6 protein-coding genes are annotated in these 12,787 nt (G+C 66.4%); 1 reads left to right on the top strand and 5 read right to left on the bottom strand.

The genetic code is table 11. The annotated features are described in order from the left end of the window. Positions 1-476: 476 nt before the first annotated feature. Genes DFP89_RS18840 through DFP89_RS18820 form a run of 5 tightly spaced genes read right to left on the bottom strand, consistent with a single transcriptional unit; the run spans position 477 to position 12,263 of the window. Complete coding sequence (locus DFP89_RS18840) at positions 477-3,575, bottom strand: helicase-related protein (protein ID WP_220269883.1); 3,099 nt, start codon at positions 3,573-3,575, stop codon at positions 477-479. Beyond that, positions 3,568-5,418 (bottom strand): phospholipase D family protein, encoded by a 1,851-nt coding sequence (locus tag DFP89_RS18835; protein WP_114350870.1) that lies wholly within the window; start codon positions 5,416-5,418, stop codon positions 3,568-3,570. Before DFP89_RS18835 ends, DFP89_RS18840 begins: the two co-directional genes overlap by 8 nt. After that, positions 5,408-6,541 carry a DUF6361 family protein gene (locus DFP89_RS18830; RefSeq protein ID WP_114350869.1) on the bottom strand — a complete coding sequence of 378 codons (1,134 nt, stop codon included), beginning with the start codon at positions 6,539-6,541 and terminating at the stop codon, positions 5,408-5,410. The genes DFP89_RS18835 and DFP89_RS18830 overlap by 11 nt, the downstream gene beginning before the upstream one ends. Beyond that, on the bottom strand, positions 6,541-9,669 hold the full coding sequence (locus DFP89_RS18825; protein ID WP_114350868.1) for a UvrD-helicase domain-containing protein: 3,129 nt from the start codon (positions 9,667-9,669) through the stop codon (positions 6,541-6,543). Before DFP89_RS18825 ends, DFP89_RS18830 begins: the two co-directional genes overlap by 1 nt. Next, a complete protein-coding gene (locus tag DFP89_RS18820; protein ID WP_114350867.1) occupies positions 9,666-12,263 on the bottom strand; it encodes a PD-(D/E)XK nuclease family protein in 2,598 nt (865 codons plus the stop codon). Before DFP89_RS18820 ends, DFP89_RS18825 begins: the two co-directional genes overlap by 4 nt. Positions 12,264-12,490: 227 nt before the next feature. On the opposite strand from DFP89_RS18820, the gene DFP89_RS18815 reads away from it, so the two are divergent. Next, positions 12,491-12,739: a DUF4011 domain-containing protein gene (locus DFP89_RS18815; protein WP_114350866.1), complete on the top strand. Its 249-nt coding sequence runs from the start codon at positions 12,491-12,493 to the stop codon at positions 12,737-12,739. Positions 12,740-12,787 lie beyond the last annotated feature (48 nt).

Genomic DNA, 12,787 nt, shown 5'->3' with positions numbered 1-12,787 from the left:
TTTCGGCTGGATGTGGGTCGAGCTTGGGCTGCAGGAACATCGGAAATGAAGGGCGACAAGACAGTCTGCGATGATGATCTGCGGGGGAGGGCGCGAGGGCTACATCAACACCACATCAACCTGCGACTGTAGGCTTCGTGCCGGTCTTGCGTGTGAATCCGTGCGAACGCTGATGTTTGCGAGGACGAAAATCACGCCAGAACAAAGGCTTGCATCGTAAGTCGCTGGTTTTCTTGATTATTCGGTTTTGCCCTTCCATGGGCTCATAACCTGAAGGCCGCAGGTTCAAATCCTGCCCCCGCAACCAAAATCTTCCAATGTTATCAACAACATGCGCCCCGCTTCAACGCGGGGCTTTTTGCTGTCCAAACGACGGGTCAACAATAGGTCAACAAACGGACGAATTTCACGTGCGAAAACAGTGGGATAGTAGCCCCACAGGATCAGGAACGCGCTAAAACCTCAGAAGAACACGCTCAGTCGGGACGAAGGCTGATCTGCAGTTGAGCGAGCGCCTCCGGCGCAATCTCGTCCCGCACCTGATCCAGCAAGGCAAGTAGATCGTCCTGCCGCGGTTGACCGAATGCCAGCCGATACAGCGCCACTGAACGGTTCAGCCAGGAGAGCCGCGTCTCTTCACGGCTGAAGGGGAGCGACAGGATATGGCGTTCGACCTTGGTGGGGCCGTCGAGCACCCAGAAAGGCTCAAGATCACCAGAGCGCCCAGCGTTTCCGTGCGCAGCACTGAACATATCGGCCCAAGGATCAGTATTCTGCCCGCCCAGCGCCGCCGGAGATTGTCCTGCGACCAGATTAAGGCGGACAGCGTGGTTCTTGTAGCGATGCACCCGGCCTTCGCGTTGCTCCATGTCGACCGGGTTGCCGGGGAGGTTCCAGTGGACGATCCGGTGGCAGTAGGGATGAAAATCCAGACCTTCCTGCCCGACTGAGGTCGAGGCCAGAACGAAAGGCTTGAACGGGGAGTTAAAGGCCGTACGGACGAGACCGGTCCGGTTCACGCCGGTCTCATCTTCGCCCTTCTGGGCCAAGCGCATGGCGAAGCGACCGCGAAGGGTGATCGGGTGCGTCTGTGCGATACGGCCACGCCGAAGAGCGTAGTGGTTCAGTTCGATCTGGGCCGGTCGCAAGGACAGGGCCTCGGCCATCCGTTCGGCGATGACCCCTATGGCTTTGACAGCCGGATGACCGACTTGGCCCTCTGCTTCCAATAGGACATGGGCATATTCGTCGAGGACAGATTGCAGATCGTGCTCGGCCGCATGACGCAGGACCGCCCGCCAGTAGATATCGCCCTCAGCGCGCAGCAGAGCCTGAGTTTCGGGCTGGTTAAACAGTGTTCGGAAGGCCATGCCAACCTTCGTCGCCGCCGTCAGCAGCGCGGGATCGTTCAGCGACAGCGTGGGTGCGATACGGGACAGGGCGCGCAAGGCGCAGGTGGCCGGGCTGCCCAGCGCGACATCCACCAGATGGTTGAGGATCTGGTCGACGTCTTTCTGCCCGATCGGCTGGGATGCGACTTGCAGCAGTTCGACCAGATGATCGGGCCACGCTTCCTCGTCCCCCTCTCCCCGCGGGCCAGAGCCTGCAAGCCACGCGGCAAAGTCTGGGTTCACGACATCGAGGGCGGCCGGGCTGCTCCAATCCCAGCCGCCATCCCCTGCTTCGGCGCTCTGTTCCGCCAGGTCTTGCGCTAAAGGCCGCAACCGCGCGCGGACCGCTTGACGCAGCGTGTCGAGATCGGAAAAGGGCCCCTCCACTCGCATCAGGGCCAGCGGATCGGCCATGGCCGCAAGACGCGGTGAGGGGATGACGAGCTGCAGCGCGCGCAGACCTGCGAGACGGCCTTGGGCGCGGCGGAATTGCAAGGGCCGGGTGGTTGGCGGGTCGGTGTAGGTGTGACCCTTGCCCATGCCCATCTGCCGCTCTGCATCATAGGACAGGAACCCGGCAATCGCGTCGGGAACCATCGTCCATTCCGAGAAGATCAGCATCTTGCTGACAGGCTGGCTGGTGCCGAAGTAGGGCAGCGATGGCGCAATCCACAGGCGGCGCGCCATGCCGTTCGCGAAGGCGAGGTCTACCAGTTTGCGCATACGGCCATTGGCGGGGGCAAGCGGCGCATAGCTTTCGACTGCCTCCGGATCGATCTGCAAGGGGATCGCCGTTTTCATGGCCGCGCGAAGGGCGGGCGAGGGAGACTTCGCTTGCTCCTTCAGGAGGTCGGCCAGTTTGTAGCCGCGCATCAGGTTCAGAAGCCAGGGTGAGGACTTCCAGTAGTCCACCGTGCCCGGTGCCCCGGCGGCGGCGGCCACGGCCGCTATGGCGCGCGCCTCGATCAGGTCGGGCGCGGTCACATCAAGTTCGTGGCGGAGTTCGCGGATCATGGCGTCGCGATCCGCCGTCTCGGCCACGCGTTCGGTGCGGGCGATGACACGGCGCAATTGGCCTTCGATTCCCTCGCGCAGCGTGCGGGCGTTTTCGAACCCAGCGGGCAGGGCCTGCATCGCCTGACGAAAACGGCGCATCTCCAACGCAATCTCGCCGCGGCGACGCTTACCGTCCTCGGCTCCAAACAGGAATTCCAGGACGTCGAGGAAATCGCGGTGATGATCGCCCTCCTCGGGCGCATCGCCTGCCAGAGTCAACATCCGGTAGGGCGTAGCGGACAAAAGCAGTGTCTTGGCGATGTTGCCCGCGCCGTCGACATGGTTGAACAACTGCCGCGCCAGATCGGCGGCTTCGCTGTCGCCATGCAGCAGATCGTGAAAGCGCTGGAATTCGTCGAGAATGATGAGGTCAGGTTCAAGCGACTGGACTGAGGCTTGCGCCAGCATCCCACGCAGTTCGCCGATCAGGGCGGTGCAGGCCTGGCGCAGGTCGCCGTCGACCGCTCGGTGCCTGGCGACCTCGGCGCAAAGGTCGTCGATCCGTGCGGTCAGGCCGGGGCTTTTGGCCACGGCGATCTGGAACCGCGCTGCGATTTCGGGATCAACGGTTTCCGTCGCAACCCGCGCGCGCTCTCGCTCCCAGCCCGGCTCGCCCGACCAGCCCTGAAACAGGCGGATCGCGCCCTTTGGATGGGCGAGTTGCCCCTCCAGAAGCCTCAGGATCAGCGCCCGTTCCCGCGCCCAGCCGCCCGAGGACTTAAGATCAAAAGTCGTGCCTGGTGTCAGGCTGATGAAGTTCACCCTATTGTGGCGCAGACTGTTTTCCCCGCCCAGCACCAAAGGCAGCAGGGTCAGCCGTGTCGGCAGCACCTGCGCCTCGCGCTCCATTACGTTCAGCCGGGCGAGGTTCTGTGCGGCGATGGCGCCGTTCGAGCAGACATAGACGATGTCGATGCGCGGGACCTTGTCCCACAGCGCCTCTATCGTGCGGGCGATCACGCCGCGGGCGACCATCGTCTTGCCCAGCCCCACCTCGTCCGCCACCAGGAACTGGCGCGTGGCGTCGGGATCGGTCAGCAGGCGGCGGCACACGTGATCCACCGTGGCCCGCTGAAAGGCTTTCAGCGGTGCCAGGGCCGGGCCGGGGTCAAAGCGGTCGTCAGCCACGGCGCGCCTCCATTGGCAGGACGCTGCGGAACACCTCCCAAAGGGCGGCGAAGCGGGGCGGGATGACCGGTTCCCCATCTGCGCCCTTGGCATCGCCCAGCCGCGCCATCAGCCGTTCGATATCGCGCAGGCGGCGGCCGTCGCCTGAAAGCGAACGCACCATGTCCTCAAGGATCGGGGCATCGTCGGCAAAGCCTGCGAAGCCCAGGAAACCGCCCTTGCCGCCTTGCAGGATGATCTGGCCCGCCGCCTGCGGATCGCCCAGCAGCAGACGGATGTAGCGCAGGAAAGCCTCGCGGTTCTCGATGATGCTGCGCAGGATCTCGGCGGTGCGCGCCTCGGGCAGGTCCTTCAGCGTGGTGCCGAGGGTGAAGACCAGCTCGGCCCCGGTTTCCAGATCGGTGAGGCGAAGCCCCAGCCAGCGCGTTACATCGGCCAGGGCGAACTGGCCGAGATGCAGGCCAGTGCGGCCGAGCGCCGCTGTCAGCGTCAGGGCGTAGTTTGGGCCAAGGGTCAGTGGCCAAAGCTCTGCCCGCAGAGTGACGGGGAGGGCTACGCTGCCGCGTGCGGTCAGGGTCAGGCCGATCCGCCCGTCTTCGGCCGGGGTGCAGCGCAAGGTCAGGTCAGCCGCCGCCAGTGCCTTGCGCATCGCATCAAGGCGCGCTTCGGCCGCTTTGGCTGGATCAGGGGCGGAGGCCGTTGTTGGGGCCTGCCAGGGCCGCAGAAACCGGCCCAGCCGTTCTGGCGCAATATGATCGGCAACCCAGCCCATCCGGCGCGAGGGGCCGGAAAGGGTGGCAAAGACCTCGACGTTGCTGCCGTTCAGAAGGGCGGCTGCTGTGGCGTTGCCCGATCCGACGGTGAGGTCCGTGGTCGACTCAGGCCTTGGGTAGCGTTCGGTCACAAAGACCTTGGCATGAAGGCCCAGGGCCGCGGACGCCGCCTCTGACTCCTCGCCATCTTCGGTTTCGGCTAGGTCGTCCAGAACCATCACCTGCCCGAAGCGGGCCAGCACGTCAGGCGGCATTTGCGCCAGTTCCTCGGCTCGGCTCAGCAGCCAGCATTCAGTGGGGTCAAGGTCCTTGGTCAACTGGACCAATGCTTCGGGCGACAAGAAGGGCGAGATGATACCCATGGCTCTGCCGACCTTTGGCCGGAAAGTGGGCTGCCCTAACCCATTGACCGCAAAGCGCAGGCGTCGAGCGCCTTCGGGCAGGGTCCAGACCGTGCGATCAACGTCTCGGGCCAGCGCCTCGGCGATCTTGCGGTTGCGCGCCGGTGTCGGGCGTCCCCGCGCAAGGCTGGGCAGGGCGCGGAGGAGAGCGGAAATCGGGGCATTGTCGGGTTGCACCCCTTCGGTCACTTCGCCGTCAAGCGACAGCGACAGGTCCCAGCTGCGGTCGGTCGTCAGGTTGCGCGACAAGATCGCAAAGCGCAGTCGGACCGGCCCCGTGCCGGTCAGGGGCACAAAACGCAGCACCCAGATCTTGGGGTGAAACGCGCCACCCTGCGGCGCAAGGACCTCGGTCACCGTGTCTTCCAAGAGCGCGGTCAGGCGGTTGGCGGCGCGCGGTTGGGCCGCGATGCGCCCGGCCTCGCAAAAGATCGCTACGCGCTCGGCCAGCCGCTCCAGCCCGTCCAGAAGCGCCAGTGGCGTGTCCAGTACCTGCGCCCGGCTTTCGGCCGCCTGAAAGGCCATCGTCGCCGGGATGACCAGCGCGGTTTCGAAATCCAGCGAATAGGTCGTGGCCAAGGCCATCTCGACCTCGTATCCCGGCGGGGCGCGCAGGATTTCGCCGTAAAGCGCACGGTTTTCGGGGTCGAGCGGGCTGTTAGACGGCATCGGCAAGGTCCCGCAGATGGCGCTGCACAACTGGCCAGCGATAAGCCAGCACTGCCGCACCTGAGGCACCACCCCAACGCGCCAGCGCTGCATCATTCGTCAGCCGCGCCTTGGGCCCCTTCAGCCGGGTTTCCCGCCGCAGGATCAGGGCTCGGGCGGCTGAGGCATCGGCCAGCGGCTGTCCGCGCTGGACGAGGGCCGACCAGTCGGTCACGAAGGCCATGGTCTGGGGGGCCACCCTGTGAATGGTCTGCGAGGTCAGCGACCAGAGCCCCGCCAGGCTCCAGCCTGAGGCAAGGTTGGCGGGGGCCTCAGCCTGCCAGGCGCTTAGCCGAGCGCGATAGTCGGTGGCCAAATCATGCCAGTGGCCCCCCTCCGCACCTTGCATGGCGGCGGCCCGTTCCGCGAGCATCAGGTTGTAAAGCAGCGCTGCCCCGTTCATCACCCGGGCAAAGCGTTCGGCCTGATCGACGATGGAGATGTTTCGCGGGCTCCATGTGGCGCGCATCGGGTGCAGCCAGATCGCATCTGATTCCGCCCGGTCACCCGCCTGCGCCAACTCGTTGAACAGGCTGTCGCGGGCGGAAACGGCAAGACGGTCGCGCAGGAAGCTGCCTTCCTCGGCTGTCAGGCGGAAGGTTGCCTTGTCCAGCAGGTCATCCGGCGCAACGGGCAGCCCGGGGGACCACAGGCCCGGCGCGTCACCCGCGGCCAGCATCTCGGCTCGGCTGCCGGGATGGGTGCGGATGCCCAGCGCCAGAAGACCGGCCCAATAGACATCGCTTGGCAGCCGCTTCAAGCTGTCGCGCGCCTCGCTGCCGATGACGTTTTCGGTCTCGCCGCCGCGCAAGAGGGCCGTGATAAGTTGGATTTCCAGTTGCCGCGCCTGATCTGCCCGCCCGCCAGACCGGGCGGCCATCCGGTAGAGCCAAGGCACGAAGAACATGTAGCGCAGCCGCGTCTGAATCGTGCTGGTGCCCGGGAACATCAGGTCCGACAGGGCATCGCGGATCGAGCCGAGGCCCAGTTCATCGCGGGAGTCCTCAACCCCGAACAGGTCCATGATCCGGCGCGCGCGGTCGCGGTCGGTCTGGTCGAAGTCAATCCAGGCTAGGGCGGACATCAGGCCACGACCTCCGGCTCAAGGCGCAAGAAGCTGAGGCTGCCCTCGTTCATCCAGTGGATGGCGACGCCACGCAGTTGATGGGCGGGAAAGGTCAAACGAAGGGCATCCGCATAGGCGGCAAGCTGCGGCCAGAAGGTGGCAAAGCGCGCCTTCGGGTCCGGAGCGGGCCCGGTCTTGTGGTCGATGACCAACATCCTGCCCGGACCCATGGCCACGGCGTCAAGGATACCCACGGTTTCCGAGCCATCGGTATGGGTGACGTGGATCGGCACTTCGAGGTGCAGGTCGGGATAGCCTTCGCGGGCGAGCCATTCCTTCAGCGCCGCAACCTGTCCGGTGATCGCGGCGAGCGTGGCCGCATCAAGACCAGTGGCGGCAGGCAGTCTGTCGGCTAGGTCGGGGCGGCTGGCCATCACACGAAAGGCTCGGTGCCAGACCGTGCCGCGTTCGGTTGCCGTTTGCGCGCGACCTGCGCCATGTCTTGGGCCAAGGGGGATTACCTGCGGCGGCGCAGGCAGATCGGGGCCTTCGGTCAGGCTGGAAGGCCGCCTGCGCCAGGGCGTTGTGCGGGCCTTGACGGGTGTCGGCGAAGGCGCGCCGAACCGGAGCAGCGGTTGAGCAGCCGCAGTGACCTGCTCCACCCCTTCGCCAGCAGGATCGCGCCAGATGCGCGCCGGGAACTCCTGTCCGCCGACAATCAGGCCCGCCCCGAGGCTGACGCCCGCCTGCGCCAGCAAGGTCAGGCAGTTCGCCTCTTTGTCCAGCGCCTTCGCTGGCCATTCGATCACAAGCCGGTCACGCGCGCGCGTCAGGGCCACATAAATTAGATTGCGCGCCTCGGCTTCGGCGGCGGGTTGGCGGTCGGCCAAGAAGACCTCGCGCTGTTCGGGGTTAAAGAGGCGCGGGGTATGGATCAGCTGTGCCGTGTCCAGCACGCGCGACAGGTCCGAGAAATCGGTGAACAGGGCGCGGGTGGTGTTTTCCCGTTCCCCCACCTGAAAGTCCAGTTCGCAAACCACGACCACGGGCCATTCCCGGCCCTTGGCCGCGTGCCATGTGACAATCTCGATCCCCGGCACGGCGCCTGCGCCGGGGTCTGGGTGACGGTTGAAATCGCGTTCTTCCAACCGGCTGGCCAGCCAGCCCAGGAACACCCGCGCCCCCCGTCCGTGAAACCCCGCGGCGGCCATCATGCCGGGGTCCGAGGTGTCGAATTCCTCGGCCAACGCTTCCAGCCGGGCCAGGTCGGCCAGCGCCTGCGCGGCATCGGGCAGGGCTTCAGCCCAGCGGCGTAGATGGGCGGTTACCTTCAGGCACAGGTCGGTCACCGTCCAGCCCGGCGCTGCGGCGGCAAGGGCAAGGATGCCGTGCAGCGCTGGATGGTCGGCCAGAGCGCCATCCGCCAGCAGGCGCAAGGCTTCATCAAGGGGAAGCGCGGCCGGGCCAAGCGTCAGGACCACAAGGGCGGCGTGCGCATCCTGCGGGTCGGCGGCCAGCGCCATGGCTTGCCGCGCGACCAGCACGGCTTGAGCATCGTGCCAGCCTGACGCGCTGATCTGCACCGGCAGGCCAAGACGGCGCAGCGCCTCGGCATAGCGGGCGGCCTCGGCGTGGCGCTGGCACAGCACAGCGATGTCGCCGGGCCGGACCGAGCGCAAGGCGCCCGTTGCACGATCCGTGACCTGTTCTCCTGCCTCCAGCATCGTGGCAATTCTGGCGGCGGTGTGATCAGGCAGTTTCGGCGCCTTGCGCGTGCCGCGAGAGGCCGACAGCGCGATCACCTCCAGCACCGGCTGGCCGGTCTCAACCCGCGTGGGGGCAAGCGGCGTGTAGGCCGCGAAAAACAGACCCGCCCCGATGGCGTTGATCGCTTCCATCAGGCGCGGATCGCTGCGCCAGTTCTGCCGCAGGGGATAGACCGCGCCGGGGTTGGCGTCGGCCAGCGCCTGCGACAGGCGAGGGTCCGCCCCCTGAAACCCCATGATCGACTGCTTGGCATCGCCCACCAGCAGGCAGCGCGGCGCCCCTGCCGCCAGTTGCCAAAGAAGCGCGAACTGCACTGGGTTGGTGTCCTGGAATTCGTCGATGATGACGCAATCGATCTCTCCCAGAACCGAGGCGAGCACGTCGGGGTGTTCGCGCAGCAGGGCCTCGCAACCCGAGATCATGTCGGCATAGTCGATCACGCCCAGATCGCGCTTGCGCGCCGCGTAGCCCGCCATGATCGCCTGCGCGCCTGTGACCAGCGCGGTCAGGTTGGTGCAGGCGTCAGCAAGGGGGCCGGGATGGCTGACAACGCCCGCCGCCGCCTGCATCACCTGATCGGCCAGCGCGTCATAGCCGGGTGGTGTGGGGGCGCCGCGTTTGGTCTGCCGCAGGCCGCGCAGATCGTTCCACAGCTTCCAGTCCCGGTCCAGACGCCCCGGTTCCAGCGCTGCGCGGAGGCGGCCCAGATCGCGGCGGAACTCCTTTTCCGCTGTTGCGTTCAGCCCCCGGGCCAATGCCCCCCCGGGATGGGCGTCCAGCAGGGTCGCGACAGCCTGCCTCAGCCGGTCGCGGATCGGCGTGGGATCGGCGGCCACCGGCCCCCATAGGGCACGGATGCGGGCGCAGCCTTCGGGCGCCAGACGGTCGGACAGACCGGCCCCGCCCAGGCCGCGCAGAAGCGCGATCATGTCCAGCACGCGGCGCCGAAGCCCGTCTTCGGTACTGGTGGAGAAGGTAGCAGCATGGCCGAAACGATCGGGATCGGCCGCTATCTCATCAAGGATCGGGCAGCGTGCCAGTTCCTGGCGGATCAGCAGGTCCTGCTCTGCCTCGTGCAGCAGGCGGGGTTGAGGGGTCGCACCGGCAGCAAGGGCATGTTCCGTCATCAGCCGCAGGCCAAGGCTGTGTATGGTCGAGACATAGGCTCGCTCCACCGCCATCGCGTCCTCGACCATCCCGGCGGCCAGCAGGCTTTGCCGGATGCGGCCCGACAGTTCGGCGGCGGCAGCCTCGGTGAACGTGACGGCAAGGATGCGGTCGGGGCGCACAACCTTGTCCTTGACCCATTCGGTCAACTGGGTCTGGATGCGGTAGGTCTTGCCCGCGCCCGCGCCTGCCGGGACGATGGTCAGGGTCATGGCGCCTCCTCCTCCTCGTCGGGCTGCAGGTCGATCGACAACCCCTCGACCATGAAGCGGCGCAGAAGGGGGCTCGCATCCAGCGCATAGGCGGTCAGGGCGGCTGTCTTGCCGAAGGCCGCTTCATCCTCGGTGCCGTTCAGGCGGATTGATCCGCCCCCAACCTCGGCCAGCCGGGTCTGCAACAGCGCCACGGCCTTGGCCGAGATGTCGCCCTCCACACCTTCCACCCGCCCGCCCGGGGCGGGATCAAGGCCGCTGGCCAGGACGGTCCCGTCGTTCAGAAGGTGATAGGCGATCGCTGGGCTCTGCCCGGCGACAAGGTCCAGCCCGTCGCCCTCGGCCCTGATCGGGCGGGCCAGCATCGCGCGGTAGAGGCCGATCTGCAGGTCCCAGCCTGCACGCATGCGCATGCGTCGCCGGGTCGATCCGCTTTTCTTGTGGTCGACTATGACCAGCCGCCCGTCGCCCAGTAGCAGGATGCAATCGGCGCGGCCGCGGATGTCGATGCCGTGGGCGTTGCCTTCCAGCCGGAACTCGTTCTTTAGGATGCGCGCCCCGGTTTCGCCTAGGATGCCATGCCAGACCTGTGCGGCGCGCAATGCCTCGCGTCGCAGGGTTTCGCGTTCCAACTGCCATTCGGTAGCGGCCAGAAACGGCGCATGGCGGGCGATGCCTTGGGCCAGATGCGTTTCGGTCAATCCGGGCAGGTCGGCCGGATCGGGCAAGGCCGCGTCTGGCGCAAAGACGTGTTCCAGCACGTGATGCGCCAGGGTGCCCGCCAGCATGATGTCAAGCGTTTCGGGCGCCCAAGGGATGTCGGTTGCGTCGGTTTCGCCCAGGAACCAAGCAAGCGGGCTGACCAGCAGCGATTCCAGCCGTGAGGGGGATTGGGGCTTGCCACGGCCCGCCTCGTCCTCATGCAAGCGAAGGAGGTCGCGGCGGCCAAGGTGGACCATGCCACCCTCGGGCAGGGGCGCGGCAGGAGCGGGCAGGGGCGGAACGCTATGGTGGCCTGTTGGCCAACTGACCGCGGGCTGCGCGGTCATGTCCTGCACCAACCCTTTCTCGCCCCCTTCCAGCAGGCGCGCGATCAGCGACAGCGTCATCGGCGGGGCCAGCGGGCGGCCCATGCCGTCGCGCTGCGGGCAAAGGAAGGTGGCGCTGTCCGAGGCCGCCGCGATCTGCCGCGCGAAGAGGGCAAGGCCCCGGCGCAGGGCCGCCTCCCGGCTGGGCAGGTGAAGGCCAAGGGTGTCGCGGATCAGGGCGACTTCGCTGTCCAGAAAGAACGGCGACGTGGGAACGCCCGATGGATAGGCCCCTGCGGCGAAGCCGGTCACGATCAGATGCCGCGCCCCGCGCCATGGCAGGTCCGACGCGGGCAGGAGGCTTACGCCGTCGAGAAGGCGCAGGCTGGGTGGGGCTGACGGGGTGGAAAGTGTTGCCAGCCGGGACAACGCCTGCCAGTCCGGCGCGCCATCGCCCACCGACGCTTGCAAACGGCGCAAGAGGCCCTGCGCGGCGGTGCGGGCTGGTTCCAGCCCGGGCGGGGCGGTCAGGCTTTCGGCCAGCAGGCCCAGCTTGAAGGCCAGTTGTGCGCCCGTGGTCGCGCCGGTCCGCAAAGCCTCCCAAAGCGTGGCGGCCTTGTCCTGCAGCAGGTCCGCCGCCCTAGGCCGGTAGTTCCCGCGCATCAGATCGCGCGCCAAGGCAGCCCCGGTGCCTGTGGGCCACGGCATCAGGGGCAGGACGGCAAGACTGGCCAGCGCCATCGCAGGCGCGGGCAGGCGCAGGCATCGCAGCGCCAATGTCGCGACTTCGCCCGCCAGATCACGCAGGCCAGCGGATTCAGGCAGGCCGGACAGGGGCACACCCTGATCCGCGAAAGCTTCGGCCAGATGCGCAAGGCGTGTCGGTGTTTCAGGAACCAGAAGGGCAATGTCAGATGCTTGAGCGGCGCGGCCGTCCTCCAGCATCCGGCGGGCGAGGGCGGCGGCGATTTGCGCCTCGGCCAGACTGTCGCGCAACGCGAAGAAGCTGAGCGTCGCATCCCTTGCCACGGTCGGTGCGCCTCCCAGGAGATTGCGCTGCACATGGGAAATGGCGCCCGCCGCTGCCCCTTGCGGCTGACTGGCGCGCCAGGCCTCAAGCCGGGCGGACGGCGCTGATCCGTGGTGGCGGCAAAGCTGTGCGGCCAAAGCGGCCTCGGCCGGGGTCGAAAATGGATCGTCGCCAAGGTCGAGAACAGGCAGAGGGGCAACACCCAGATCCGCGGTGCACGATAAGACATGGCGGATAACGGCCAGATCCTCGGGCAGAGTGCCGGTCTCGGCCCAGACGTTGCGCAGGGCTTCCATATGCAGTTTCGCCCGTGATGAGGGCAGGCGATCTGGCGTCACTGCCGCCGGATCAAGGCCGGGTGTCGCTTGCATCACCCCGCGCAGGGCCCGTTCGACCGCATCTTGCGTTTCTGTGGGTGCAATTTGCAGGCTTTCGGCCCAGGGTGCTGAGGGGTCTGCAAGTGTTCCTCCGATATCCCATGCCTCGGCACGCGGAGCGATGTAGGTCTCGGACAGAAGGTCGGTCGTGACGGGCATCACTGCGCCGGTCAGAGGGTGGGCGTATAGCAGTGGATCGAGCCTCACGATAGAGCGCCGCAAGTAAAAGGGAGAGTTCCGGGCCGTGCGGTTGCAATGAAAACCAATCTCGAAAACCCAAATGACCTACTTATCAACTGATTCCCCCACTAAGGCAGACCGGCCATGCCTTGACACCTGAGGCAGCTTCGCGCCCAAATGGATTTGGCGCAACCGGAACGAATGTGATGTTTGAAAATAAAGAGAAAACTGTTTCCAAGGTTCTCGAGGCCGCGCGCCGCAAGCTTCTGGATACCGGCACCCGGAACCGGCTGGTGCACGTCAACCGCGCCAATTCCCGCGCCAATTGCCTGAACGTTATAAATGAACAGGCCGACGAGGTCTTTTCCATACTGCGGGTCAACGGCCGCAAGATGCGGTTCAAGGCCCTAGGGTCAGGACCCATTAATCGGCTTGAGGCTGGTCTGCCTGCGTGATTCAAGCTCCCGAACTGACGGGGGTGATGATGAGCAACCTTTACTGGC

The organism is Paracoccus lutimaris (genome assembly GCF_003337565.1).
Lineage (GTDB): Bacteria > Pseudomonadota > Alphaproteobacteria > Rhodobacterales > Rhodobacteraceae > Paracoccus > Paracoccus lutimaris.
This window is presented reverse-complemented; position numbering and strand designations above follow the sequence as displayed.

Bases quoted from the DNA above. Each gene is read 5' to 3' on its own strand.
- DFP89_RS18835 (WP_114350870.1), bottom strand. From the start codon at position 5,418: ATGCCGTCTAACAGCCCGCTCGACCCCGAAAACCGTGCGCTTTACGGC.
- DFP89_RS18815 (WP_114350866.1), top strand. From the start codon at position 12,491: ATGTTTGAAAATAAAGAGAAAACTGTTTCCAAGGTTCTCGAGGCCGCG.
- DFP89_RS18830 (WP_114350869.1), bottom strand. From the start codon at position 6,541: ATGTCCGCCCTAGCCTGGATTGACTTCGACCAGACCGACCGCGACCGC.
- DFP89_RS18825 (WP_114350868.1), bottom strand. From the start codon at position 9,669: ATGACCCTGACCATCGTCCCGGCAGGCGCGGGCGCGGGCAAGACCTAC.
- DFP89_RS18820 (WP_114350867.1), bottom strand. From the start codon at position 12,263: ATGCCCGTCACGACCGACCTTCTGTCCGAGACCTACATCGCTCCGCGT.